Origin of the sequence: Mariprofundus erugo, assembly GCF_005818865.1 — a bacterium.
Taxonomy (GTDB): domain Bacteria; phylum Pseudomonadota; class Zetaproteobacteria; order Mariprofundales; family Mariprofundaceae; genus Mariprofundus; species Mariprofundus erugo.
Genome location: NZ_VBRY01000005.1, coordinates 95,842 through 122,626 on the forward strand (window position 1 = coordinate 95,842; position 26,785 = coordinate 122,626).

General features: G+C 54.9%; 23 protein-coding genes. 13 read left to right on the plus strand and 10 right to left on the minus strand.

All coding sequences use genetic code 11. The annotated features are described in order from the left end of the window. Positions 1-9: 9 nt before the first annotated feature. The 5 genes from FEF65_RS06475 to clpS all read right to left on the minus strand — a co-directional run bounded on the left by FEF65_RS06475 (position 10) and on the right by clpS (position 6,341). Positions 10-1,977, minus strand: a complete 1,968-nt coding sequence (locus tag FEF65_RS06475) for an SPOR domain-containing protein (RefSeq protein ID WP_161595193.1) — start codon at positions 1,975-1,977, stop codon at positions 10-12. An 87-nt stretch (positions 1,978-2,064) separates the two neighbouring features. Continuing rightward, entirely contained in the window at positions 2,065-3,045 is a 981-nt protein-coding gene (locus FEF65_RS06480; protein WP_138238991.1) for an SPOR domain-containing protein, read from the minus strand. A gap of 72 nt (positions 3,046-3,117) precedes the next feature. Continuing rightward, on the minus strand, positions 3,118-3,687 hold the full coding sequence (tsaA, locus tag FEF65_RS06485) for a tRNA (N6-threonylcarbamoyladenosine(37)-N6)-methyltransferase TrmO (protein WP_138238992.1): 570 nt from the start codon (positions 3,685-3,687) through the stop codon (positions 3,118-3,120). Beyond that, complete coding sequence (gene clpA, locus FEF65_RS06490) at positions 3,684-5,951, minus strand: ATP-dependent Clp protease ATP-binding subunit ClpA (RefSeq protein ID WP_170304427.1); 2,268 nt, start codon at positions 5,949-5,951, stop codon at positions 3,684-3,686. The genes tsaA and clpA overlap by 4 nt, the downstream gene beginning before the upstream one ends. 60 nt (positions 5,952-6,011) lie before the next feature. Next, positions 6,012-6,341 carry an ATP-dependent Clp protease adapter ClpS gene (gene clpS, locus FEF65_RS06495; protein WP_138238993.1) on the minus strand — a complete coding sequence of 110 codons (330 nt, stop codon included), beginning with the start codon at positions 6,339-6,341 and terminating at the stop codon, positions 6,012-6,014. A 49-nt stretch (positions 6,342-6,390) separates the two neighbouring features. Here clpS and FEF65_RS06500 point away from each other — a divergent pair, with 49 nt between their 5' ends. Further along, on the plus strand, positions 6,391-7,149 hold the full coding sequence (locus FEF65_RS06500) for an HAD-IA family hydrolase (protein ID WP_138238994.1): 759 nt from the start codon (positions 6,391-6,393) through the stop codon (positions 7,147-7,149). 1 nt (position 7,150) lies between these two features. Then, complete coding sequence (locus tag FEF65_RS06505) at positions 7,151-7,927, plus strand: TatD family hydrolase (protein WP_138238995.1); 777 nt, start codon at positions 7,151-7,153, stop codon at positions 7,925-7,927. 101 nt (positions 7,928-8,028) lie between these two features. Here the strand turns inward: FEF65_RS06505 and FEF65_RS06510 are convergent, their stop codons facing one another. Further along, complete coding sequence (locus tag FEF65_RS06510) at positions 8,029-10,107, minus strand: putative bifunctional diguanylate cyclase/phosphodiesterase (protein ID WP_238701227.1); 2,079 nt, start codon at positions 10,105-10,107, stop codon at positions 8,029-8,031. A 180-nt stretch (positions 10,108-10,287) separates the two neighbouring features. Here FEF65_RS06510 and FEF65_RS13385 point away from each other — a divergent pair, with 180 nt between their 5' ends. Then, positions 10,288-10,464: a hypothetical protein gene (locus FEF65_RS13385; RefSeq protein WP_161595194.1), complete on the plus strand. Its 177-nt coding sequence runs from the start codon at positions 10,288-10,290 to the stop codon at positions 10,462-10,464. Positions 10,465-10,731: 267 nt separating this feature from the next. On the opposite strand, the gene FEF65_RS06515 is transcribed toward FEF65_RS13385, so the two are convergent. Next, positions 10,732-11,685: a serine hydrolase gene (locus FEF65_RS06515; RefSeq protein WP_138238997.1), complete on the minus strand. Its 954-nt coding sequence runs from the start codon at positions 11,683-11,685 to the stop codon at positions 10,732-10,734. A gap of 80 nt (positions 11,686-11,765) precedes the next feature. On the opposite strand from FEF65_RS06515, the gene FEF65_RS13390 reads away from it, so the two are divergent. The 4 genes from FEF65_RS13390 (at position 11,766) to FEF65_RS06530 (ending at position 15,825) form a co-directional block, all read left to right on the plus strand. After that, positions 11,766-11,909, plus strand: coding sequence for a hypothetical protein (locus tag FEF65_RS13390; protein WP_161595195.1), 144 nt, complete (start codon positions 11,766-11,768; stop codon positions 11,907-11,909). A 41-nt stretch (positions 11,910-11,950) separates the two neighbouring features. After that, positions 11,951-13,201, plus strand: coding sequence for an MFS transporter (locus tag FEF65_RS06520; RefSeq protein ID WP_138238998.1), 1,251 nt, complete (start codon positions 11,951-11,953; stop codon positions 13,199-13,201). A gap of 76 nt (positions 13,202-13,277) precedes the next feature. Next, complete coding sequence (locus FEF65_RS06525; RefSeq protein WP_238701228.1) at positions 13,278-13,886, plus strand: LemA family protein; 609 nt, start codon at positions 13,278-13,280, stop codon at positions 13,884-13,886. Positions 13,887-13,899: 13 nt separating this feature from the next. Next, the gene (locus FEF65_RS06530) at positions 13,900-15,825 is read left to right on the plus strand and encodes a M48 family metallopeptidase (protein ID WP_138239000.1); all 1,926 of its coding nucleotides are present in this window, start codon (positions 13,900-13,902) and stop codon (positions 15,823-15,825) included. A gap of 537 nt (positions 15,826-16,362) precedes the next feature. On the opposite strand, the gene FEF65_RS06535 is transcribed toward FEF65_RS06530, so the two are convergent. Continuing rightward, entirely contained in the window at positions 16,363-17,667 is a 1,305-nt protein-coding gene (locus FEF65_RS06535) for a mechanosensitive ion channel family protein (RefSeq protein ID WP_138239001.1), read from the minus strand. Positions 17,668-18,212: 545 nt separating this feature from the next. On the opposite strand from FEF65_RS06535, the gene FEF65_RS06540 reads away from it, so the two are divergent. From FEF65_RS06540 to FEF65_RS06565, 6 genes are all read left to right on the plus strand, one after another. After that, the gene (locus FEF65_RS06540; RefSeq protein ID WP_138239106.1) at positions 18,213-18,827 is read left to right on the plus strand and encodes a response regulator; all 615 of its coding nucleotides are present in this window, start codon (positions 18,213-18,215) and stop codon (positions 18,825-18,827) included. Continuing rightward, positions 18,817-19,209: a response regulator gene (locus FEF65_RS06545; RefSeq protein WP_138239002.1), complete on the plus strand. Its 393-nt coding sequence runs from the start codon at positions 18,817-18,819 to the stop codon at positions 19,207-19,209. Before FEF65_RS06540 ends, FEF65_RS06545 begins: the two co-directional genes overlap by 11 nt. A gap of 13 nt (positions 19,210-19,222) precedes the next feature. Then, complete coding sequence (locus tag FEF65_RS06550; RefSeq protein WP_138239003.1) at positions 19,223-22,735, plus strand: ATP-binding protein; 3,513 nt, start codon at positions 19,223-19,225, stop codon at positions 22,733-22,735. A gap of 1 nt (position 22,736) precedes the next feature. Next, entirely contained in the window at positions 22,737-23,099 is a 363-nt protein-coding gene (locus FEF65_RS06555) for a response regulator (protein ID WP_138239004.1), read from the plus strand. A gap of 174 nt (positions 23,100-23,273) precedes the next feature. Then, positions 23,274-23,870: a cysteine hydrolase family protein gene (locus FEF65_RS06560; RefSeq protein ID WP_138239005.1), complete on the plus strand. Its 597-nt coding sequence runs from the start codon at positions 23,274-23,276 to the stop codon at positions 23,868-23,870. Positions 23,871-23,874: 4 nt separating this feature from the next. Beyond that, positions 23,875-25,506: a hybrid sensor histidine kinase/response regulator gene (locus FEF65_RS06565; protein WP_138239006.1), complete on the plus strand. Its 1,632-nt coding sequence runs from the start codon at positions 23,875-23,877 to the stop codon at positions 25,504-25,506. Positions 25,507-25,572: 66 nt separating this feature from the next. Here the strand turns inward: FEF65_RS06565 and FEF65_RS06570 are convergent, their stop codons facing one another. Together FEF65_RS06570 and tolR are read right to left on the minus strand one after the other, a co-directional pair. Further along, positions 25,573-26,391, minus strand: a complete 819-nt coding sequence (locus FEF65_RS06570) for an energy transducer TonB (protein ID WP_138239007.1) — start codon at positions 26,389-26,391, stop codon at positions 25,573-25,575. Further along, a complete protein-coding gene (tolR, locus tag FEF65_RS06575; protein WP_138239008.1) occupies positions 26,369-26,785 on the minus strand; it encodes a protein TolR in 417 nt (138 codons plus the stop codon). The genes FEF65_RS06570 and tolR overlap by 23 nt, the downstream gene beginning before the upstream one ends.

The following is a 26,785-nucleotide window of genomic DNA, read 5'->3' on the forward strand; positions in this document are numbered from 1 at the left end:
GACCATTCACTACATCTTCTGGTGCCAGGCATCCACATCCTGAAAATCACGCAGGTATTTCTCATATGCCAAAGCCTCATGTTCGGTGGCAAAGCCGGTGACGCGGATTCGGTACCAGTTTTTGCCCTTTAACTGAACGATGATGTATTCGGTTTTGATGCCGCGCAGTGCAAAGCGGGAAATCTCGTTCATTGCTTCGGCTTTCGTCTCGACCGAGGTGAGGTTGACGGCCCAGTGACCATTGGCCGTTACTTTGGGCGTAAGTGATGGTGCAGCAGGGTTTTCCTCTGCAACGGGCGGAGTCGGGGCGGCTGCTTTGGGCTCGGGAGCAGGAGAAACCGGCTCAGGTGTCACTGTCGGTTGATCGGGTGCCTCGGCAGCGGGCACATCGCTCTTTTGGGGGGATGATGCCGCCAGTGCATCCTGCCACTGCTTGCTGGCCTCACTGGAGAGAACCATCGTCAGTGCGCGAACCTGTTGTTCAAGTGATGCCATCCGTTGTTCATAGGCTTGCGTCTGTTCATGATGGCGTGAATCCATCTCCTCCAGTCGCTGCAATACGGCCTGGTTGCCCGCCTCCTGTTGTGTGGCCAGTGCGGCAGAGCTTTGCTCCACTTTTCCGACACGTTCCACGGCACTGCTGGCAAGCCAGGTGGCTCCCGCGCTGATCAGCGCCAGCGCGGCACCAAGGATGTAGGGCATACTACCGGCCAGTTTCATAGGTTTATCTCCATCATCGGCAGATGTGTCATGTTCCGGGTGCACTTCATCAGTGACGCCCATATTGGGGGGAGGTGGGGTGCCGGGGTTTCTTTTATCGTTTTGGGGCGGAGTATCAATAGCGCCATAAGCCACCGGCCCGGGCTCATCGTTCAGCTGCTTGCTTTCACGAGAGGCCAGAGATGCAAGCTCGTGCTCGATATCCGAGACATCTTCAACCGGTGCCGCAGGAGTCTCTGGTTCATCAGCTGCCAGCTCCGGTGCGTTATCCTCAGCAGACTCATCGATGAGGGGGCGATCCAGATCAAGAGGCTCATCAAGATCCAGTGGTTCAAGCTCATTCGAAAAGGCGGGCGGGGTAGCCAGCAGCTCATCCAGTAATGGTTCAGTATGAGGGGGACTGGCAATGAGGCTCTCGTCCGCCGCAAGATCTTCAGGCAGTTCAGGCGTTGGCGAGACAGCCGGTTCAGATTCATCTGCCAGCCCGTCATTCTCATCATCCTTGCCAGCTGGATTAAGCGAGGCAGAGAGCATTTCATCGAGCGATGCCTCTGAAGGCGCGTGATCGTTGAGTGATTCGGATGGGGTTGCCAGCAATGCATCCGGTGACGCTTCAGTATGAGGCGGGGCGGCGGCGGGCTCATCTGCCAACAGCTCTTCAGGTCGCTCGGTTGTTGCATCTCGAGCTTCCATTGCAGCTTCATCGGCAGCCCCGGCATGCTCATCCTCGTGACCTCTGTCAGAAGCGTTAAGTGAGGCGGAGAGCATTTCATCCAGCGACTGTTCAGGAGGGGGAGTGTGAAATGAATCGGGTTGCTCTGCCAGCAGCTCATCAAGAGAAATGCCGCCGGCAAGACCAGTGGGCTCTGAGGTGACGGGTACGCCGCTATCCGGGCTGTTCAGGGCCTGCTCAACATCGGCGGGGTTGCTGCGCCCCGGATGTAGCGATGCGGAAAGCATTTCATCAAGCGAGATATCAGGCGGTTCATCGCGTGGTGCTGTTTTGTCCGTATCGTCACGGGAAAACTCTTCCATCAGCTGATCAAACTCATCGAATTGATCCGGCTTATCATCCAGTGATGCAGAAAGTATTTCATCCAGCGATGGTTCTTCTTGCCGGGCGCTGGCCTCTTCCGCATTTGTATCCGATGGGTTGGCGGCTTCCGGGGTTACAGGTGTGACCGGATCATCCAGGGAGATGTCGAGATCAAACAATTCATCTGAATCAAGAATGATATCATCTGGATCAGTATGCATGGTGCCAGGGTGCGGCTCTTTTGCTTGGGTCATGATATCTCCGGTAATACGTGACCGGCCATCAGCGGATGATCGTGGTCATGCAGGTTAATATTTTTGAGTCCACGCATCTTTGATGCCATGTTTTTCTGCCAGCATTTTTTTATACGCATCGGCCTGCTCCCTGTTGGGAAATACCGGTGTGTGTATGCGATACCATGTCTTGCCGCGGATAGTCGTTTCAGAAATTTCGGTACTGATCCCCTGAGCCTGCAATCGTTGCTGTGCCTTTTTGGCGGTTGCCAGCGCGTCCAGGGAGACAATGTTGATGGCCCATCCGGATGTTGTGCTGTGGCTGACGCTGCGGACGGGGCTGGTTACAGGTGTTGAGGCATGCGTTTGCGAATGGGCCGGCGCCGGGGCAGGAGCGGCCCTTTGCTCCTGTTGCCGTTTGGAGATCTCTGCCACGCCTCTGGCCAGGGTGGCAAACTGCTCCTGTAACTGGCTGATTTGTTCTTCATAGTCGGACGGTTGACGGTTTTTCTGCAGCTCAAGATCAGCGACCTGGCGCTCGAGTTGCTGAAGTCGACTATTATATGCTTCCTCAATAGGCGAGTTATCCTGTGTCACTGTTGTGCCGCCGGAAGCAAGGGCGATCAGCGATAAAATCATTGCAACAGAAGCGAGCGCTGCAGGTGCATAACGGAGCAGTGTATCCATCTGATTGCCGTTGGCGGCGGCCGCAGCGGATGGCGGGTTCATGTCGGCGGCGTGGTGGATGGGCTCTGATACAGGCTCGGCCTTCACATCACTTTTCGATTGATGTGACTGATACGGATCGTACAGATCATCCGGATCGGTTGCTTTAATGACCGGTTCGGTGCGTGAGGAAAAATCCGCTGCAGGTGGTGTTTGCTCCCATGTGTTGCCGAATGGAAAGTCATGCTCATCTGTCGCTGCATCCGTCCGGTGGTCCAGTGGCGGCATGGAGTCGAATGTCAGCGGCTCATCATGTGTATGGGAGGGGTGGGCGGAATCATCCAGATGGTTGAGGGCAAAGTCACTGTCATCTGATTTTTTGTAGGTCATCAGGCGGCTCCGGGCGTCGTTGTTGAGTCGGAATTTTGTACACCGACAGCATGCACCGGAGACGGGGCGGGATCAACCGTCTGAGATGGCTTTTCCATCCGGGCCCACCAGCCCAACCTCGGCAAGCCAGCCGCTTGAAGCATCCTCAATCATGTCGGCATAGGGGATGTATGGTTTGATATCGAGTACCGGCGTACCATCAAGCATGTCGTGGCCTTCGATAAAGAGTACCCGTCCCTTGATTCCGGTCAGGCGTACGGCGGAGAGGCCGAGGCTGTTGGGTCTGTGCGGCGCCCGGGTTGCAAACAGCCCCCGTCGCTGCTTCGGTCCTCTGGGCGGCATCACGGTGGGATTCCAGCCATTGTTCAGGTGCATCCAGTAGATCACCCAGATATGTGAGAAACCGTTAAGATCAGCGAGGGCCTGCTCAAAATTCAAGCCCGGATTGAGGTGAATCTCTGCCTGTTCCGGTTGATCCAGTGATGGCTGACGGGGAGTGGCAAAGCGCTCGCGATAGCTGCTTTTGACCACACCGATGGCTGCCATGCTGATATGCATGGCAGCGCTTTCAGTGTGGTTGAATTCATCGGTATACTGCTTTGGCGGTTTGATGCGTGTTCTGCGCTGATGGGAATGACTCATGCCGGGATGGACGACTCCTCCGAGTGATGCAGGACAAGCTGGTCCTGCTCGCATGCGATGCGGGCAACGCCGCCTTTTTGCAGCTGACCGAACAGGATGGCATCTGCCAGCGGTTTCTTGATGTGCTCCTGAATCAGTCGCGCCATAGGCCGTGCACCCATCAACGGGTCATAGCCGCGACGAGCCAGCCAGTGACGGGATTCATCCGAAACATCAAGTTCAACCTTCTTGTCCTGCAGTTGAGTCTCCAGCTCGATAAGCATCTTGTCGACCACGTGCAGTGCAATCTCCTCACTGAGCGGTGCAAAGCCGATAATCGAATCCAGTCGGTTGCGGAACTCAGGTGTGAAGATACGTTTGATGGCAGCATCATCGTCACCCTTGCGGGGTTGAGGGTTGAAGCCGACCGCATTCTGCTGCATTTCAAAGGCACCGGCATTGCTGGTCATAATCAGAATAATATGGCGGAAGTCAGCACTGCGGCCGTTATTATCCGTCAGCGTACCGTGATCCATCACCTGCAATAACAGATTAAACAGATCACTGTGCGCCTTCTCTATTTCGTCCAGCAGCAGCACTGCATGGGGGTGTTTGTTCACCGCCTCGGTTAACAGGCCGCCCTGATCAAAACCGACGTAACCCGGAGGCGCACCGATCAGGCGCGATACGGTATGCGACTCCATATATTCGGACATATCAAAGCGGATCAGCTTCACGCCCATGATGCGGGCGAGTTGTCGTGCCGCCTCAGTTTTACCGACACCGGTCGGACCGGTAAAGAGAAATGAGCCGATCGGTTTTTCCGGATGGGAAAGGCCGGCACGGGAGAGTTTGATGCTGGCAGCCAGCTGATCAATGGCCTTGTCCTGGCCGAACACGGCGAGTTTCAGATCACGATCAAGGTGGGCCAGGCGTTTGCGATCATTGGCATTGACCTGCTGATGCGGAATGCGGGCCATTGATGCAATCATGCTTTCGATATCATGCACATTGATGCGGGAGCGCCGTTTCTCTTCCGGCTTCACACGCATGGCCGCCCCGGCCTCATCCAGAACATCGATGGCAGAGTCTGGCAGGTGGCGCTCGCTCAAGTGACGTTTTGCCAGTCGTGCCGCATGTTCAATGGCCGACTGACTGTAGGTGACCGCATGGTGCTCCTCCAGGCGGCTCTTCAGCCCTTTAAGGATCTCGATGGTTTCTTCCACACTTGGCTCGGGAATATCAACCTTCTGGAAGCGGCGGGAGAGGGCGCGATCTTTTTCAAACAGATTGCGATACTCCTGATAGGTGGTGGCACCAATGCAACGCAACTCGCCATTGGCCAGTGCCGGTTTGAGCAGGTTGGAGGCATCCATGGTACCGCCGCTGGCGGCACCGGCGCCGATGATGGTGTGAATCTCATCAATGAACAGCACAGCCCGTTCCTGCTGATGCAATGCCTGCAAGACGGCCTTCAGCCGCTCTTCAAAATCACCCCGATATTTGGTGCCGGCCAGCAGGGCTCCCATATCGAGAGCGTAAATGGTGGCTCCGTGAATGACATCCGGTGTTTGCTGTTGCTCGATGCGCAGTGCCAGCCCTTCGGCAATCGCCGTTTTTCCGACGCCGGCTTCGCCGACAAGCAACGGATTGTTTTTCCGGCGCCGGCAAAGAATCTGGATGCATCGACCAAGCTCTTCACTGCGACCGATCAGCGGATCGATTTTCCCTTCCCTGGCGCGCTGGGAGAGGTCGATGCAGTAGCTTTGCAATGGCGATTTTGCGGTTTGGCTGCCGCTGCTTTCACCTGCGGCTGGGGGTTGCTGGGCGCTTTCACCCTGCACATGTTCATCGCGCACAGTGTTATGTGCCATAAAGCTGACCACATCCAGACGGGTAATGCCCATACGGTTGAGGAAATGGACTGCATGGGAATCTTTTTCGGAAAAAATTGCCACCAGCACATTGGCCCCGGTGACCTCATGGCGGCCGGATGCCTGAACCTGCATCACGGCGCGCTGAATAACGCGTTGCAGACCGATGCTGGCTGTGGTTTCGCCCTTGTCATCGGGAAGGATCGCAACGTGGTCGCGGATAAACTGGTTAAGTTCATGGCGCAGTCGCTCGATATCTGCCCGGCAGCCAAGCAAAACTCCCAGTGCATTCGGGTTATCCAGCAGGCCCAGCAGCAGGTGCTCGACTGTGACGAACTCGTTACGACGTATATGGGCGTTACGAAATGTATCGTTCAGTGTTTCTTCAAGTTCTTCGCTCAGAATTCCCATGGCAATCACCTCGTATTCATCGTGCCGCAATAATGGTGCCAATTTGTATCCATATCCGGATCAGTCGGGCCTGTCCTGTTCCATCACACAGCGTAGCGGGTGGCCGCTGGTTCGACTGGCCGTTTCCACCTGCTGCAACCGGGTTTCAGCAATGTCCCGGGTGTAGATGCCACATACTGCACTGCCTTCATTGTGAATCTGTAACATCAGCTGGTTCGCAGATTCCTCCGATTTGTGAAAGAATCGCATCAGCAGGTCAACCACAAAGTCCATCGGGGTAAAATCATCATTTAACATCCGTATACGAAACATCGGCGGTGGCTGCAGTTGAGGTTCAACCACTTCCGTCGCAGGGTTGCGTACATGGTCAGGTACGGTAATTTTGCTCATGCGGCGAGCATAGCAGGGCCGGAAAATCTTGTCAGGAGGCGTAACGTAAATGGCGGAACTGAAATGTATACTCTGGGATGTGGATGGCACACTGGCCGATACCGAGCGTGACGGCCATCGGGTGGCATTCAACATGGCATTTGATGAAGCAGGTCATGCGCGTGAGTGGGATGTACCGACCTATGGTGAATTGCTGAAGGTGACCGGTGGCAAGGAGCGTATTCGTTTTGATATCGAACGGGGTGGCATGGCCGATATGGCGGATACCGCTATTGCCGGTTTGCATGCGCGCAAAACCGCCCACTATCAGGCACTGATTGCCGAGGGGCGTATACCACTCCGGCCCGGTGTCAGGCGGTTACTTGAAGAGGCATATGCTGCGGGTATCACGCTGGGGGTGGCTACGACGACGACACCGGCAGCACTGGATGCCCTGATTGAGCACTCGCTCGGCGCAGAATGGTTTGATCGTTTCGCTGTATTGGCAGCAGGGGATATTGTCCCTGCCAAAAAACCGGCGCCGGATATCTACCAGTATGCCATGGAGCAGCTCGGTGTGGAGGCGGCCAGTACGCTGGCGCTGGAGGATTCAGGTAACGGCTGGAAGTCGGCACAGGCTGCCGGTCTTAAATGTATTGTGACGGTGAACGACTATACCCGTGATCAGGACTTTAATGGCGCTGATCTGGTGGTTTCAGAGTTCGGAGAGCCGGATGCTGCAGCAATAGAGGTGCTGGATAATCCGCACGGGCTGGTTGATCTGCACTGTGTGACCCTCGATCATCTTAAGGCTGTGATGCAGGATTAATATGTCACAAATCGCTCTTTTCGATACGCATTGTCATGTCGACTTTCACCATTTTGATGAAGATCGTGATGCCGTATTTTCACGCATGCTCGCAGCAGGTGTGACCAGTGCGGTTGCGGTCGCGGTTGAGCTTGAACAGGTAGCGCGGCTGATTGCGCTGACGGAAGAGCGTGAGCGTGTCTGGTTTTCTGTCGGGGTACACCCGAATCACGAGGTGGAGCAGGAGCCGGCGGTGGATGAGCTGATTCGTCTGGCAACGCACCCTCGCTGTGTGGCCATCGGTGAAACAGGAATGGACCTGTTTCACCATCGCGTCGATCCGGCCATTCAGGAGGCGCGTTTTCGTGCCCATATCCGGGCAGCAACAGCACTGGCCAAACCGGTCATTGTACATATGCGTGATGCCGATGAAGTCACCCTCAGGGTGATGGAGGAGGAAAATATCGCGGCTTGCGGTGGTGTGATGCACTGTTTTTCCTCTTCATGGCCGGTGGCAAAACGGGCACTGGATATGGGGCTGTCGATCTCATTTTCCGGCAATGTCACGTTTAACCGGAATGTTGAGTTGAGAGAAGTGGCCCGTATGGTTCCCGATGATATGCTGCTGGTTGAAACCGATGCCCCCTATCTGGCTCCCATGCCGATGCGGGGCAAACGCAATGAGCCGTCATTTGTGCGCCATGTGGCTGAATGCATTGCCGGCGTGCGAGGTGTTTCACTGGCTACCCTGGCTGAGCAGACCACAGCAAATGCGATGCGCCGTTTTGGTATAGCCTGATCTGATTGCAGGGGGGGCTTGCCGGATTCCGGTGAGCTCCCGCCCTGCAATGGACGGTGTCCGGTTGTGTGGCTTTTGTTGTGGCCGGAGCACGGAGCTGGTCAGCCGGGCAGGCGCCTGCCTGCGCTCATGTCACAATCTTCTGCAGCCAGCGGACGTCCAAAATAATAGCCCTGCATGTAATCCGCCCCGAGAGAGGCAAGAATGGCTGCCTGCTCTTTGTTCTCAATTCCTTCTGCTATGATGTTCATGCCCAGATCATGTGCCATATGAATAATACTCCGGACCAGTGCACGGGCTTTCTCATGGTCGACGATATCGTCAATGAACGCCTTGTCGATTTTCAGGCAGGAGGCGGGCAGGCGCCTGAGATAGGAGAAGCAGGAGTAACCGGTGCCGAAATCATCGATGGCGAAGCTGATACCGAGCCCGGCAAGTTGCTCCAGCAGGCCAATAATCTTTTCAATGTCACCGGCAAAAACGGACTCGGTGATTTCCAGATGAATGGATTCCGGCGGAATGCCGAACTCCGCCACGGCTTTGAGAATCTGATCGGCCCAGCTGATATCCAGGCTCTGTACGGAAATATTGACCGATATAAACATCGATGCTGATCCGCCATGGAGGATCCATTCCCGGTACTGCCGGCAGGATTCACGAAATATCCACAGGTCAATGGCATGAATGAGTCCGGCCGATTCGGCCAGCGGAATAAAATGGCAGGGGGCGAGCAGGCCGCGTTCAGGGTGTTGCCAGCGCACCAGGCTTTCAGAGCCGGCGATTGCTCCATCGGTTGCCGAGACAACCGGCTGATAAAAGACTTTTAGCTCGCCATGGCTGATGGCATGGCGAAGCTCATTTTCAAGGCGAAGATGATCAATGGCCTTGCCATGCAGCTGAGGGTTGTAAATATGTGTAATGTTTTCGCCGGCCTGACGGGCAATGGACTCAGCCGAGATCGCATCCTGAATCATCATGTCTACGGGGGTGTCGGCTATGGCCGGTAATGCAATACCGATGCTGGTAGTGCAGTAAATCGTTTCGTTAAAGATGGAAAAGGGTTCTGCCAGGCAGTTCTGAATATGTCTGCCAATTTTGAGCAGTTCCGCATGTTCTCCGGGGATGCCTTCAAGAAGAATCATAAAGCGGTTATCCGCCAACAGACTGATAAAGGCCGGTTCTTTCAGTTGTGTCAGAAAGTCGCCTGTGGATGTCAGCTTGTTCAGTCGTTGGGCAATGGCCGAAGTTAGCTTTTCATAGCCGGCTGGTCCCAGTGCAGAGGTAACTTTCTCCTTGTGGTTGAGGCTCAGTGAAAACAGTGCCAGTCGGATATTGATGCCGGTGCGGCAGGCATGGGCATGTACGCGGCGCAGGCGATCCATAAATACCGCTGCATTGGGCAGGCGGGTGATCGGGTCGAACGTTTTGCTGGCAGAGATATCAGCCTGGGCTCCCGTCATGCGCAGTGGCTTGCCTGTATCGGAAAACAGTACCCTGGCCCGGCACATCATCCAGCGATAATTTCCATCAGCATGCAGGGCGCGATACTCCTGTTTGACGATACAGTGCGCATCCTGCAGATGTGCTTCGACAGCCTGTCGTAACGCCGTGATATCATCCGGATGAACACGGTCAAACCAGTCATCAATGGAATCGAGATAGCAGGCAGGTGAAATGCCCATCATTTCATGCCACTGATCGGAGAAAAAGACCTTGCCGGTGACAATGTTCCAGTCCCAAAGGCCATCATTGGCTGCCGAGAAGGCGAGCGAATAACGTTCCTCACTGGTTTTGACATCCTTGTAAAGCCGGCACATCTCCAGCTGCATGCGCACACGTGAAAGAAGAATATCTTTCTGAAAAGGTTTGCTGATATAGTCATTGGCGCCCAGTTCGAGAGCCCGGGTGACACTGGCAACCTCGCTCATACCAGTGACCATGATGACCGGCAGTTCATTAATCTGATAGCGCCGTCGAATGAGCTGCAGTGTGGTGAGGCCGTCAACTTCAGGCATGACCATATCCAGCAGTATCAGATCATACGTATGTCGTTCCATCAGGGCGAGTGCAGCGGTGCCGCCTTCAGCGGTGGTCGTGATATAGCCGAGCGCATCCAGCAATCGGGCCAGCAGCGTTCTGTTTCTTTCGCTATCATCAATAATCAGAATGTGAGCGGTCAAATCAGCCCCTCTGTGATCAGCGTGATCATTTGTGCCGGTATCAATGGCGGCAACGTGTTTGGTTGTGTCATCGGTGCATCGTTTGCTCTGTTGGTTCATTGCGATTTGAAGCTCCGACTGCGGGAACCGGTGTCACCATATGGTGTATATAAAGCATGTTTGCGGTGAATATTTCTCATCATGATGGCAGTACTAGCAAGTTCGGTGCAGAGTTTTTATTTATTGCCAGATATGATGGTGTTTCCAGCGGGGAGGATGATGGCCGGTTCGGGCTGGCGTGGCTGTAGCCCCCATCACACAAGCGGCTTTTCACCAATACGGCCGACCGGCTTCATTAAGGAAGCGCTGATTAATTAGGCGCTTCCGAGCGAGCGATGGACGGGCGCCACAATCCGCCAGGATAGCCGGATTGGACGGCTTTGCCGCCGCCAGGTAAGCTGCAGGATGCAGCGAATCAAATCAGACGCGCAAGTGTCTGATTTGTAAGCAAAGACAAAATGACTCGGGCATCATGCCCTCGCCCTGCGGGCGGCCGCTGGCCGTCCAATCGGCTTCCTGTCTCTTTGTCACGCTTTAAACTTTGCGAACTGATTTTTGCCAGGAGGGCAATCAATCAGCACCTCCCTAAAGCTGTCTGGGCGATGATGGCATTGGCGTAGCCAGCCTGGCGAGGTCTGCTGCGGGGGCAGCTGAATGAACGATCAGTTGATCCATTTCATGAATGATATTTTTCAGCCATTTTCCACCATTGGGGTCATGGGCCAGCGCCACGGCAATATAGCGGTGACCATCATGTTCGATCAGGGCACTGTCGGCATGCCAGTCGCGCCACGAGCCGGATTTCCTGAACATGTTGATCTCCGGGTGCTCCATCGCCTGTAAGCCCATGACGAATTTATGATTGATACCAGGCTTACTCATAATCCGCTTCATTTCAGTCGAATAATGGGGTGAAACGAGTTTTCCCGTCTGTAACATATAGTAAAAACGGGCGACCTGTATGGCGGTCGCACCATGCGAGATGTTGTGCAGCGGATCACGCTCGAATGGTTCGCTATCAGCGTACTCCTTGCCGACCCATAATCCGCCATTGTATTGACGATCATACAGGCGGTATTTGTCCGATTGCATCAGCTGATTAATGTATTCCGGTCCGACAAGATGAATCATGGCAGTGGCATCACGATTGGACGAAAATCGGATCATCCGCGTCATCATTGAGCGTGTCTCATCGTTGAGAGTGAGTCTGCCCTGCTGAATGCGCTCAAATGCCGCCAGAAGAATGGCTATTTTCGGCAGGCTGGCCGCATACATCATCTCGTCCCCGTTGATCTGGGCAAGTTGTGGCGTCAGCGGTTCTGTCATATCCACCAGCACGACAGCGAGATGCTTCTGGCGTACCGCCTGAGTCAGGTGCAGTGATTTGATGCGCTGATCGAGAAGTTTTTGCAGAGGCTGACTTGCATGACTGCGAATGGGCTGCTGGCCGGGTTGTGCTGCGGTGGATTTATATGGCATGAACAGTGAAAACAGGGTCAAAGCCAGAAGCGGAAGCCGAATCTTCTTTTTCGCGTTCATGTTGCCCTCCCGTGCAGACCGGATGCACTCCCAGAGTAGCATGGCTATAGCAGCAAAGCAAAGTTGTATCACACGTACGGATGCAATCGATCCGTAGTCGTCAGACAAGTGACGGGCAGGCCAATAGCGGAGCGATCAGCTTTCGTCTTGATCGTTCGGTTGACTGGCAAAAAGAGCAATCACCCTCCCGTTGTTGGAAAGCAGGAGATCAGGATACAGGTTGATACTGGCAAGCCGTATGACGATCACTTACAATTTTTGCCATATGAGATCCGTTTCGAAAGCCGCATGGTCATGGGCCATGTATGACTGGGCCAACTCCGCCTATACCACGACAGTGATGGCAGGTTTCTTTCCTGTATTTTTCAAGCAGTTCTGGGCTGCAGATCTTTCGGCCAACGAGAGCACGTTCTGGCTGGGGCTGGCCAATGCACTTTCCGGCCTGCTGATCGCACTACTCGCACCCGTGCTGGGAGCGATGGCCGATCGCGGCGGTCTGAAAAAACGTATGTTGCTCAGCTTTACCACGCTGGGCGTATTAATGACGGCAGCCCTCTTTCTGGTTGATCATGGCGAGTGGGGCTGGGCTGTGGTGATCTTCTCTCTTGGTGCGATCGGTTTTTCCGGAGCCAACGTCTTTTATGATGCCTTGATTGTCGATGTGGCACAGCGCAGTCAGCTGGACCGTATCTCTTCGCTCGGATATGCACTCGGCTATATCGGTGGTGGTGTACTGTTTGCGGTGAATATCGCCATGACGCTGCATCCGGAGTGGTTCATGCTGGCTGATAAGGCGGAGGCAGTACGCTGGTCGTTTGTCTCTGTTGCCATCTGGTGGGGGCTTTTTTCATTGCCGCTGGCATATCATGTCAGGGAGGCCGATGTTGAGGGGGGGACGCACTGGCATCAGGCGGCCAGGGATGGGTTTGCTCAGCTGGGCGACACATTCCGGCATCTGCGCAGTCTCAGGCAGGTATGGCTCTTCTTGCTGGCCTATTTTCTCTATATTGACGGGGTGAATACGGTGGCGCGCATGGCTGTTGATTACGGTCTGGCGCTTGGCTTTGATGCCTCGGTTTTAATGACCGCGCTGTTGATGACCCAGTTTATTGCCTTTCCTGCAGCACTGGCTCTTGGCTGGCTGGGCGAGCGCTGGAGCTGCAAAGGGGTATTACTGGTTTGCATCGGGGTCTATGCAATGGTCTGTATCTGGAGCTCGACGATGCAGGATGCCGGTGACTTTTACTGGCTGGCCGGCTCGATCGGTCTGGTTATCGGTGGTATTCAGGCCTTATCCCGTTCGATGTATGCCCGTATGATTCCCGAACATCAGTCGGCCGAGTTTTTCGGCTTTTTTAATATGCTGGGTAAATTTGCTGCTGTGGTCGGGCCATTGTTGATGGGCGCTGTCAGTATGGTAAGCGGCAGCGCCCGTTTTTCGATTCTGGTGATTGTGATCCTGTTTGCAGCCGGGGCTGCGTTGCTCTATCGTGTACAGGTGAATGATAAGCCCTGATCGGATGAACGGGTGAAGTACCTCCCGCTGATTCAGATCCGGTTATCGGGCTTGTGGTAAACACAGGAGACGAATGATGGTGACTGTATTACTGTCGGTGCTGATCGCAATCGGTATCATTTTAATCTATGTGATTGCGATTTATAACCGCCTGGTGCGTATGCGTAATCGCTTTAAAAATGCATTTTCCCAGATCGATGTGCAGCTCAGACGGCGCTATGATCTGATTCCCAATCTGGTTGAAACGGCCAGGGCCTATCTCAAGCATGAGCATGACACGCTGGAAGCAGTCATTCAGGCCCGCAACCACGCGCTGACAGCGATCAAGGCGGCAGGGGCTCACCCCGGCGATAGCAGCGGGATGAAATCTCTGGCCGGCGCAGAGGCAGCCATGGGTAGCGCACTGCTGAATCTTCAGGCTGTGATGGAAAACTACCCTGATCTGAAGGCCGATCAGACAATGGCACAGTTATCGGAAGAGCTGGTCTCGACTGAAAACCGCGTCTCATTTGCCAGACAGGCCTATAACGATGAGGTGATGCTGTTCAATACCGAACGCGAGACCTTTCCGGCAGTGATCTTCGCCGCCATGTTCGGCTTCCATGAGGCCGCATTATGGGAGCTTGATGAGGCGGCTGCAGGCAAGGCGGTCCGGGTAAGCTTCCAGGGGTCGGACACGCTCTGAGTTTATTGCTGCCATGGTAGATTTCTTCGGCCAGCAGGAGCAGGCACGACGGCAGACCACCCGCCTTGTCATCCTGTTTGCCATGGCGGTACTGCTGATCATTGTGGCTGTTTATCTGGCTGTCAGTCTCGGTCTCCTGTTCGCCGATCTTTTTCAGGGCGGGCAAGGGCTGATTTCTGTTCAGACACTTTGGCAGCCAACCCGATTTGGCTGGGTCTCCCTGTTAACGATCATGGTCATTGCCGGGGGGAGCTGGTATCGGCTGTATAGTCTGAAGCAGGGGGGAGGGCGTGCCGTTGCCGAGATGCTTGCTGCTTCCCGCATTCCTGCGGCCAGTGCCGACCCGCTGTTGCGGCGGTTGCTCAATGTGGTGGAGGAGATGGCTATCGCATCCGGTCTGCCTGTACCGCCGGTATATCTGTTGAATGAGGCAGGTATCAATGCCTTTGCAGCCGGATTCTCACCTGCGGATGCTGTGATTGCCGTGACGCAGGGGGCGGTTGAGCTGCTGGAGCGTGACGAACTGCAGGGGGTGGTTGCCCATGAGTTCAGCCATATTCTCAATGGCGATATGCGCTTGAAAATGTATCTGACCGGGGTGCTATTCGGCATTACCCTGATTTCAGATGCCGGTATTATGCTGCTCTCATCAAGGCGATCTGTCGCATACTCCAATGATAAACGGGGGACGCATCCGGCCTTGCTGGTGATCGGTTTCCTGCTGTTTCTTGCCGGGACTGCCGGCGTGGTGTTTGCCGATCTGATCAAACGGGCGGTCTCCCGTCAGCGTGAATTTCTGGCAGATGCAGCAGCGGTTCAATTCACCCGTAATCCGGCAGGGCTGGCTGGTGCATTGAAGGTGATCGCCGGATATTCACGAGGGGCTCGCGTTGCTCATCCGGCAGCCCGTCAGGCCAGTCACTTTTTTTTCGGTAATGCCATGAAGGAGGAGGGATCCGACTGGTGGGCTAGCCACCCGCCGCTACTTGAGCGAATCCGCCGGCTGCAACCGGGCTTTCAGGGGCGGATTGAACCGGTGCAGGTGGCCGCGCGCAGCACGCACATCCTCGATGAGGCCGTGCACGCCATGGCCGGTATCACAACAAATGCGCCACCTGTTGCCGGGGAGCGATCACATGATCCGGTGACAGTCGTGGATTCAATTGGCCAGCCGGATTGTGAGCTGGCGCAGGGAATATTGGCTGAGCTGCCGGCGGCCTTGAGAGGTTTTGCCCGTGATCCTTATATGGCGCGTGCCATGGTGTATTGCCTGTTACTGGACAGTGAAGCTGCCATACGCGGACGGCAACTGGATGTCTTGCAGACCCAGGCGGATGCTGCCGTGTTTGGCGAGGTGCTGGATATTTATCCCCGGCTTGCAGCCATGGATATTCGTATGCGCATTCCATTGCTGGAGTTGCTGATGCCGGCTTTAAAGGAGCTTTCTCTGGCGCAGTATCAGCAGTTCAGAGCCAATACCATGATGCTGATCCATGCCAATCACGAGGTCAGCATGTTTGAGTTTATGCTGCAACGTATGGTAGAGCGGCATGTATCACCGGCATTTGAGCCGGTGCAGCCTGCCGGCAACAGGCCGCTGCCTGCCGGAGAGGTGTTGAGCCATCTGGCGGTGGTCGTGGCGATGCTGATCCGGCTGGGGCACCATCGCCTGCCTGAATCGGTCTATCGTGATGCCATGCGGCAGTATGGCACAGAGCTTGTTCCGCCGATGCCAGGGCGTGAGATCTGCACGATGGAGAGGCTTGATCGTGCCCTGCATTTCTTGCGTCATGGTATGCCATCCATGCAGAAAAAAATCGTCACGGTCTGCACGGTCGCGGTGATGGCGGACGGGCGTGTGAGCGGCCAGGCGCAGGAGATGCTGCGTGCGATCTGTGATGCACTGGAGACGCCGCTGCCCCCCTGGTCACTGGCATAACAGCAGCATGACTCCCGGGGCCATCGCATTAAAACCCCCTTTGTCCCTGGCTCTTATCACAGCCATGCACCACAGAATTAAACGCCGGTGCTCCCGGCGCGCAACAGGCTGTGCATTTAATCAAGCGCAGAGGAAGTCAGAAAAGTGTACATGAAGCGGTGCTGATCTATCAGTACTCCCATACAGGTCACGGACTGGACCGTTTTGCCGCCGGCATATGAGCTCGAGTCAAATCACGCGCGTAAGCACTTGATTGGTCAGTAAAAACAAAGTGACCCGGGCATCATGCCCTCGCCCTGCCGGCTGCCTTTGGCCGTCCAGTCGGCTTCCTGCCTCTTTGTCACGTGTTTGCCTTTACAGACTGGTTTCCGCCGGGATGGCAACCAATCATCACTTGATGTGGATAGGGTGGAAGCCACATGCCGGGCGAAGGCAACCATTCCATGGTGTGAACATGGCGTTTACTCTGCGTAACTCTGCGTCCTTGGCGGTGAAAGGTTGTTGGATGACGGGCTCTTTCATGCGATTGCCCGGTCATTACTCCTGACTGAGCTGCAATTTTCCGCCCTCTTTGATATGAATATCCCGTTGCGGGTAGGGGATGGTGATGCCGTGTTGTTTGAATGCCCGCCAGATGGCCAGATTGACCTCGGAGCGTACACCCCCCAGCCCTTTTTCCGGATCGGCAATCCAGATTCTTAATTCAAGCACAATGCCGTTATCGGCAAATTCAATCAGCCGGCAGAGCGGTTCAGGCGTGAGTAATACGCGGGCAGATGCCCTGGCGCACTCAAGCATCAGTTGCATGGCCTGTTCAGGGTCGTCGTCATAGCTGATCTGAATACGGATTTTGATGCGGACATTGGGGTCGGAATAGCTCCAGTTGATCACCTCGGATGTCACCAGATTCTCATTCGGAATCAGCGTCTCTACACCGTCACGGTCACGGACAACGATATAACGCGCCCTCAGCTCCTGTACCCAGCCGAACTTGTCGCGCACGGTGATGACATCTCCCGGTTTGATGGACCGGTCAAAGAGCAGGATGAAGCCGCTGATAAAGTTGCTGGAGATGCGCTGCAGGCCGAAACCGATACCGACGCCGACGGCACCACTGAAAACGGTCAGAGCGGTGAGGTCGATACCGGCAGCATCGAGTGCGATCAGTATGGCCAGGGCAATGAGGAAAAACTTGCTGAACTTGGAGAGGGCGACCTGTGCACTGCTGCTGATATGGGGCGAACGATGCAGTTGCTGTTCGATGATATTGGCGATCCACAACGCCAGAATCCAGAAGAATACAACCGTCAGGCATAGCTTGATGGCAAGCAGCAGCGAGATGCGATTATCACCGAGCCTGAATGCCAGTGTATCGAGTGCTGACAGTACATCGGGCAGCCAGCCCAGCAGGTGCAGTGCGACCATGCACCAGATCACCGAGGCAATGACATTTTCCCAGGCTTTGATCAGAGGACCGGGGGTAAACACCTTGCGCAGCAGATAGACTGCGATGCGGATACCTGCCAGCGACAGCAGCAGCGGGGTGGCAACGATCAGGATCGACGATGGAAGTCCGGCAGCATGCAGAATGGCCTGTCCGACCAGTGTGACCAGTAACATGGAGATGGGAAACTGAATGCGCTCCAGCGTATGCCATGAAATGGTACGCAAACGATTCTGCTGGTCCGTATGATGGTGTGATTCAGGTATCCGCTTGATCCACTGACGCATCGCAAGTGCGGTCGTCACAGCCAGCCCAAGCACGATGAGCTGCCACCAGAATGCGCTCTGTTGCATCATATCTGTCCAGACCAATGCATGTTGTTGAATCCACTCCGGCATGGAGGCCTCCTGTGTGCGTTGTGCCCCGGGAAACGATGATATTTGCCAGGCGGCAATCATCGACATCTGCCCCGGATGGCAGGGTCATGCTTCCTGCGCTGTCACTCATTGACTGTAAATGAATGGATCAGACAGAGCAAGCTGAGGGATGGTGAGCTGCAAGTAAGCGCAGATGTATTCCGCGCTTCCGTGCAGGAGATGGATTGATGCCACCATTTGTCAGGCCGGGCGGATCGGACGCCTTTGCCACTATCGGCTGGAATATATGATGCATCGAGTCAAACAGGGGGCATCACTGTCGGCATTGTAAGCGCAGCCAACGCCTCGTTTCGCATTTGCATGTTGATGCGTCAGCAGCTATTTAATAAATGCTTATGAGGTCGTCTCTTTTGCCGGAGGAGCATGCATCTGCAAGGCGGGAGCCGGTAGGGGCAATCAACAGCAAGCCGGGCGCGTGCACTGTAAATTTCAGGTGTAATAATTGACAAAATCGTCAAAATCGTCAGATATTCGCAGATCTTTTGGCAGGAGGCTGGCAGGTGTTAATGACGACAGGGAAGGCGGCCCGTATATGCGGGGTGGGCCTGAATACGATCAAAAGCTGGATTCGGAGCGGCCATATAAAGGCGATTCAGTTGCCGAGCGGTCACTGGCGTATTTCAGCCGCCGAGCTTGATCGTTTTCTCGCTTCGGCCGGACAAAAAAACGGGCCCGAAGAGGAGCGCTGTGTTGAACCGGCGGCAGCTGCAGAGTCGTTCCGTATTCTTGTTGTCGATGATGACCCGCATATTCATTCGTTTGTAGAGGATGCCTGTATGATGGGGGGCATCAATGCGGAATTTGTATTTGCCCATGATGGTTATGCCGGTTTGATCGAAATCGGCCGTTTTACACCGCATTTGCTGGTGCTTGATATCATGATGCCGGAGATCAACGGCCTGGAGCTGATTGAGCGGATTAAAAAGGATGCCGAACTGGCCGCGACCATGTCGACCCTGGTGCTGACCGGTGCTCAGGATCGCAGGCTGGTCATGCAACGGTTGAGCAAGGCGGGACCGGATGCCGTACTGCACAAACCCGTCGCTGTTCCGACGCTGGTTGAGACAATCGGCAGTTTGCTGATGGCAGGGAAGCAGCAGGTGGTTGCCCATGGGTGTTGAGCCAGGCAATAAATCTGTTTTGATTGTCGATGATGACCCCATTCAACTGGAATACTACATCGCTGTGCTCGAGTTCGATTATGAGATCATCACGGCTGGCAGTTTTTCAGAAGCCCTCCAGATCCTGAGCAGTGATGTGACGGTGGATGCGATGACCTGTGACCAGCATCTGGATGGTGGGCATACCGGCACAGAATTACTGGATCATGTTGCCATCTGCAGACCCGGCCTGCTTGCCCATACGGTGCTGGTCAGCGGCGACTATTTTACGCACGCCGGTGAGCACATTGCTCCGATTGTGCTAAAGCCGGTTGAGCCGGATCAGCTGTTGCAGGTAATCGGGCAGATCATGACGCCGGGTAATCTGGCTGTTGCATGTTAACCGTGGAGGCTGAATGGGGGTTGGAATGAGGAGTATCAGCGTAAGAACATCCATGGTGGTGGGAGGACTGGCTGCCCTGATGCTGGCCCTGTGTGGCGGCTGGCTTGACCGGGTGGGCAATTCGCTTGCCGATCAGGGCGAAAAGGAGCGGGCACTGGCTACCGCCAGCTCGCTGGAGGCGAGTCTGCGCAGCATCATGCTGACCGGCCATGCCAATATTGTTCGCGACTGGATCAACCGCATTTCATCACTGCCCGATGTTGAAAGTGTGCGCATCTATCGAACAGACGGGAGCGAGGCATTTGTCGATCCGGGTACCCTCCGGCATGTCAACCAGTGGCTGGGAGAAGAGCGCTTTCCTGTACGCGAAGAGCATCGATCCCCGTCAGTCGTACCGGAGAAACTGGCTGAGGCATTTAAGTCGGTAGCCGCATCGGCAACACCTTATCTGCGCCGGGATGACAGTGAGCATATGACGCTTCTCTACCCGATCCATGCAGAATCCTCCTGCATGCAGTGCCATGGATATGATCAGCACAGTAACCGTGGTGTGCTGGCATTGTCGCTTTCGACTGTACAGGCCGCCTCACTGGTTGAGTCCCTGAAAGGGCAGGCATTGATGATCTTTTTTGCCATGGGTATTTTGCTGGTGCTTGGTGTATGGCTTTACACCCGTCAGACCATTCTCAATCCGATTATGGATTTTGCCGAAACCGCCCGCCGGATTGTGGCGGGAAGTCGTTTGCAGCGCTTTAACTGCTCCAGTCAGGATGAGCTGGGTGAGCTTGCAGCCTGTTCCAACTCTCTTCTGGATCAGCTGGAGGCCGAACTGGTTGTGGAGCAGCGCTTGCGTGCGAGAGAGCAGGCGTTGCTGGAGGCAACGGTCAGCCTGTCCTGTCAGAGGGTATCACGCGAGGTGTTAAAGCGGGTCGGTGAGCTGGCCATGGAGATGACGGGAGCCCGTTATGTCATGCTCAGCCACCTTGATATGAACGATCAAAAACAGTTTATCTCACTTGGCATGGATCCGGAGGTGGAGCAGAAAATCGCCCGTATGCCGGAGGGCAAGGGGCTGCTTGGGCTGCTGTGGCATGAGGGAAAACCGGTTCGTATCGATCACATTCAGGCACATCCTGCCAGTGTCGGCTTCCCTGAAGGGCATCCGTTTATGCGCAATTTTCTGGGCTTGCCGATTCGTTTCGGTGAGCAGGTGATTGGCGCGCTGTATCTGACCGACAGGGTCGATGGCGAGCCGTTTTCTGCCGAGGATCAGACGGTACTGGAGGCATTGGCGGCGGCCTGCGGTGTGGCGCTGGCCAATGCACAATCGATGGAGAAGCTCAGGCGGCTGAACGATGTGCTGGAGAGCCAGGTGTGCGAGCGAACCGAGGAGCTGCAGACATCCAATGCCCGTTTGCGTGCCCGTGAGGTCGAGCTTGAGATTATCAATGAGGAGCTGATGCAGGCCAGTGAGGCCAAGAACCAGTTTCTGGCCAATACCAGCCATGAGTTGCGTACGCCGCTGAATGCGATTATCGGTTTTTCGGAGCTGATGGGAAATCCGCGGCTCGGTGCCCTGAATGAAAAGCAGAAGCGATATGTCGACAATATTCACGGCAGTGGCAAGCGGTTACTGAAAATTATCAATGATCTTCTCGATATCAGTCGTATTGAGGCTGGTATGATGGTGGTCGAGGAGCATCTGTTTTCACCGGCCGAGGTGGCAGAGCAGGTGCTGGCTGAAATGACCCCGCTGGCCAGGGTGAAACAGTTAACGCTCAGTCTTGAGCAGCAGGAGGATATGCAGGAGCTGGTCCGCACCGATCGCGGCAAATTGCATCAGATGATGGTCAACCTGGTGGGTAATGCCATCAAGTTTACCCCTGAGGGTGGCAGCGTTGAGTTATCCATGCGCATCCTGGCTCCCGAAGGCAGCGAGAAAGAGCTGCTGGTGGATGTAAAGGATACCGGTATTGGTATCTCGGCCGAAGATATGGAGAAAATATTTGAGCCGTTTGTCCAGGCCAGGGGCGGGCTGGCTCGCGCCTATGAAGGGACCGGGCTGGGGCTTGCTCTGACACGCAGACAGGCCCGTTTGCTGGGCGGTGATGTCAGTGCGACCAGTGAAGTGGGTGAGGGCAGCATTTTTACCATTCACCTGCCATGTGAGATGGTCATGTCCGGATCGGCTCAGGAGATGGCTGAACAGCAGCTGTATGAACAGGTGCATGCGCCGATAGCCGAACCTGCGGAAGTGGTGCCAAGCCATGGTCCTCGTCCCCGCATTGTGGTGATTGATGAGTGGCAGGAGCGGCGCAATGCTGTGGCAACTGCACTTGAGCGCGAGGGTGGATATGAACCGGTTCAGTGTGCAGATGTTGCCGCGTGTCTGGAGGCTTCCTCAGCAGGGTTTCCATTCCTGATCATGTTGGGCATGTCTGCCGAGGGCGAACAGACCCACCGAAATCTGCAGGCGATCAAATCATGTCGTCGTACCCAGTCGACACCGGTTATTCTGGTGGGGGGCACAGCCGATGTACCCGAATACTCCATGGGCGAAGTCGGAGTGATTGAAAAAGGGATGACCCAGCATGAAATGATCGATGTCATTACGCGCTATGGTCGCTTGATCCCCTCCCGTTCGGAAATGGCAACGGTTCTGGTGATTGATGATGATGCTTCGGTTCGGGAGCTGCTCAAGGAGACCCTGCTGCATGAAGGCTATCGCATTTTACTGGCGGCGAGTGGTGAGGAGGGGTTGCGCAAGGCGATTGAGCGGGAGCCGGATCTGATCATTCTCGACCTGATGATGCCTGGTATGACCGGCTTTGATGTGATGTCGAGTCTGAGAAAGAATCCTGCCGTGGCGGATATACCGGTACTGATCTTTACGGCCAAGGATCTGAGTCGTGAAGAGATTCTGCAGCTGGGTCACCAGGCAGATCGCGTGTTGCTCAAGGGTGATTCGAATCAGGCTGAGATTATGCGTCAATTGCACCGGCTGGAGCTGCTTTACCCTGTGCAGGCGCAACTGATTGATGTATCGCTTGGCTGTTTTAACCAGCGTTATATGCGCCGGCGCATGGCTCAGGAGACATCGACCGCATTGCGCCACCACCTTTCATTCTCGATCCTTGGCTGGGAGATGGATGGATATGATGCCTATACCGAAAAATATGGTGAGCGCTGGGGCATTGCCGCACTCAAGGACATGACCGATACAGTCAAGACGCTGATTCGTCATGGTGATGTATTTGCCCGCATATCGGAAAAGCGCTTTGAGGTGTTTTTGCCAGGCATTACCCCTGCCGGTGCCGCACGTGTGGCAGAAAAATTACGCATTCGGATTCAGCACCAGCGTTTTCCACTGCCGCAGGGGGCGATGGCTGGCTTTACTGCCTCATTTGGTGCTGTTCATTTCTCATATGATGGCGAAGATGCGGAAAAGTTATTGCGACTTCTTGAAGAGCGGATCGATGAAGCCTGTGAGAGCGGTGGTAACCATTGTGTGCTGGGGGATGTCTGATATGACGTGCGTACTGGTTGTGGATGACAATGCGATGAATCTGGAGCTCGTCACGGATGTGCTCGAGCTGGAAGGATTTGAAGTGGTGAGTGCAGCAACCGGTGAGGAAGGGGTTGAACTTGTTCGTCAGAAGCCTCCGGATCTTGTGCTGATGGATCTGCGTATGCCCGGCATCAGCGGCCTTGAAGCACTGGAGATTATCCGTGCGGATGGTTTTACCACGCTCCCTGTGGTGGTGCTGACTGCCTCGGTGATGAAGGGCGAGCGGGAGCGCTTGCTGGAGCTTGGCTTTGACGGCTTTATGCAGAAGCCGATTGATCCGGGTACGTTCGCTCAAGAGGTTGCTTCGTTTATCAAAGGCTGAATGTCAGGCCGTGCGAAACGTGATTGCAGTGATCGATAAAAAGAAATGTTGAAATGTTGACATGATTGAGCCACAGGGTAAAAATGACTCTTCTGCTTTGGTAATGCGCATCATGGGTTCGGGGGTATACGGGCACAGGGTGTCAGAGTAGTCAGGAGTGGCGCGGGGGCGATCATGCAGGCAAAAAAAACAGCCTTGATTCTGATTGGTTATCAGAATGACTATTTTTCGAAAGACGGTGTATTACGACCGGTGATTGAGATGAACGCCGACAGCGTTCTGGAAATCACCCTGCAGCTGCTGCAAGCCCTGCAGGATACCGGCGTGACCATGATTTCAACGCCGATTCTGTTTACTGAAGATTATCACGAATTACATGAGCCTGTTGGTATTCTCAAGGCAGTAAAGGATGCCGGTGCATTCCGGCGAGGGACATTCGGGGCAGAGGCCATTCCGGAGTTCCGACCTTATGCCGACAGGATCATCGAGGTACCCGGCAAGCGGGGGCTGAATGCCTTTGCGGAAACAGGACTGGATGCGCTGTTGCACGAACGCGGGATTGAGGATGTGGTGCTGGCCGGAGCAGTCACCTCCATCTGTATTGATTCAACCGGCCGTTCGGCCCATGAGCGCGGATTCCGGGTGCATATGCTTAAGGATGCAACCTGCGGCCGAACCTTTCTCGAGCAGGATTTTTATTGCAATCAGGTATTTCCCCTCTATGCCGATATATGGAGTTGTCAGAATCTGATTTCAGCACTGGCGGAGTAAACCGATGACCCGCCCGACAGATGAAGAGAAAAGCATTCAACATCACTACCGCCTCATTGAGGCGCTCAGCGAAAGCGAGCGGCGATACCGGGAGCTGGTTAATAACCTCAAAGAGGTGGTGTTTCAGACCGATGCCCAGGGATTGTGGACCTTTCTTAATCCGGCATGGTTTGAAGTGACCGGCTTTTCCGTCGAGGAGAGTATGAACACGCTCTTCCTCGATTATGTTTACCCGGATGATCGTGAGCTGAATATGGAGCGTTTCAAACCACTGATTGAGCGCAAAAAAGAGTATTGCCGCCATGTGATCCGCTATCGCCATAAAAATGGTGGTTTTCGCTGGATCGAAGTATTTGCCCGACTCACACTCGATCATGCCGGAGCTGTGCAGGGGACAACCGGTACGCTGACCGATATCACCGAACGCAAGCAGGCTGAAGAGGAAGCAGAGCAGCTGCAACTCAAGCTGTTGCAAAAGCAGAAGCTTGAGAGTCTGGGCGTGCTGGCCGGAGGTATTGCACACGATTTCAATAACCTGCTCGCTGCGATTATGGGCCATGCAGCCATGGCCGAGCGCAAGCTCCCCGGCCAGTCCATGGCTCTTCAGAAGCATATGCAGGCGATTGTCAGCTCCTCTGAAAAGGCTGCCGACCTCTGTCGTCAAATGCTGGCCTACTCGGGACAGGGCCATCTTGTGATGCAGACAGTGGATTTGTCGACCCTGATCGAAGGGATCCTCAATATCATGGAAGTCACCATGAACAAAGGGGTGATTCTCAAGCTCTCGCTGACAGAACAGCTGCCCGGTATTGAGGCGGATCCATCGCAGGTGCAACAGGTGGTGATGAATCTTGTCACCAACGCCAATGAGGCCATAGACAAGCGCAGCGGTGTGATCGCGATACGCACCGGTGTCACCTTTGCCAGCAAGGACTACCTGAATCAGTGTCTGCATAGTGATGAAGCCAGAGAGGGCTATTTTGTCTTTGTCGAAGTCTCCGATACCGGTTGCGGTATGGACGCCCAGACCATGAAAAAGGTGTTTGATCCATTTTTTACGACCAAATTTACCGGTCGGGGGCTGGGGATGAGTGCGATCCTCGGTATTGTGCGCCGTCATCATGGTGCGCTGAAAGCATATAGCGAAAAGGGGCAGGGGAGCACATTCCGGGTTCTGTTTCCGGCCATGAACTATGTGGGCAACGATCAGGTGCATGCGGAGAGCAGACCGCTGTCCCGTTATGGTGCCGGTGTTGTGCTTGTGGTCGATGATGAAGAGATCATCCGTGATATGGCTGCCATGATGCTGGCCGATCTTGGCATTGACGAGGTACTGACCGCTTCCGACGGGAAAGAGGCGACCGAAATCTACCGCCGGGATGCACACCGGATTGCCCTGGTGCTGCTCGATCTGACCATGCCACGCATGGATGGTGAAGAGACATTCCGCCAGTTGCGTATGATTAATCCGGATGTAAAGGTGATTCTCTCGTCCGGTTATAGTGAACAGAGTGTTCAGGATCGTTTTGCCGGTAAACGGTTATTCGGCTTTCTTCAGAAGCCATATACCCCTGAGGCCATGCAGGCGCTCGTCGAGCAGGCACTGACTGCAGATAAGGGCGAGTCGCCACTGTAGTTGAGCGCTGCTGTTGCCTCCGCTTGAATAAAGCGGGCTGTGATCAGTCGTGAATGTATCATCCGCTTACTTTATCGGATGAAAGCGCAGGTGGTTGACCCGGAAGAACTCGAACTGCTCTGCGGGTAGCTGGAAGGGCGCTGCTGCATGGATGGCCCGGATCAGTGATGCATCCAGCAGCTCATTGCCTGAGCTCTCCACTATTTTTACTGCGACCACGCTGCCATCAGCAGCAAGCTCCATTTCGACCAGAGGGTCGATGGTCGTGGCCGCACTGGCCGGCACCTTCCAGTGCTCCTGCACGGCCGCCTGCATCATGCCGATATATCGTTCCATCTCATTGCTGGACAATTGTTTGCCGGCAAGGTCCGCAAGCTCCGTTCGACGGGTGGTCGTGGTGTTTGCCTTGCTGTCTGTGGAGGAGGCAACCGGTGCGAACGGATCAAAATTTTCATCAGCCTTGACCTTTTTTTTCTTTTCACTCCTCACTTTTTCCGCCTGTTTTGGCGGTTCGGCAGGCTTTGGTTTTGTGGCAGGCTTCGGCTTCTCCTCAAGCTTCAGGACCGGTTTTGCCTGTGGTTTTGGCCTGGGCGCAGGCTTCGGCTTTTCCGGTGCCGGTTTGGGTGGCCTGGATTCGGTCGGTTTGTGTTGTTTGACCTGTTTTGTTGCCTTGCGTGCCTGTTGCTCCATATCAGCCAGTTGCCTGGATGAAATCATCATCACCTCAATACGCTTGAGTGGTTCATCCGGATGGCGCTGTTGCCAGAAGGCCAAAACAACAATCACAGCCAGTACCACTGCATGAAGCAGCAGGGCAAACAGCAGATCAGATTTGCTCAGATCTGCACTGATACGGGGCTGCCTAGCGGTGCGGCTCGGTGACAAGGCCAACCTTCCGGATGCCGGATGTTTCCAGCAGACTCATGACCTCGGCAACCCGTCCATAAGGGGTTTTGGCGTCACCTCGGATAAAAATGGGTAGTCCTGGTTTCTGTTGGCGCATGGCCTCAATGCGGGGGGCAAGCTGCTCAATGGCGATGGCATGATCCTGCATGTAGATCTGACCATCTGCCTGAATGGTGACGACCAGCGGTTCCACATTCTGTTGCATGGCCGGGGACTCACTGTCCGGCAGATCAACATTCACCCCTTGTGTCAGCAGGGGTGCCGTCACCATAAAGATGATCAGCAGCACCAGCATCACATCGACCAGCGGGGTGACGTTGATTTCACCCATCGGCTCACTATCCCTGTCCCATTTACTTTGACCGGCCCACAT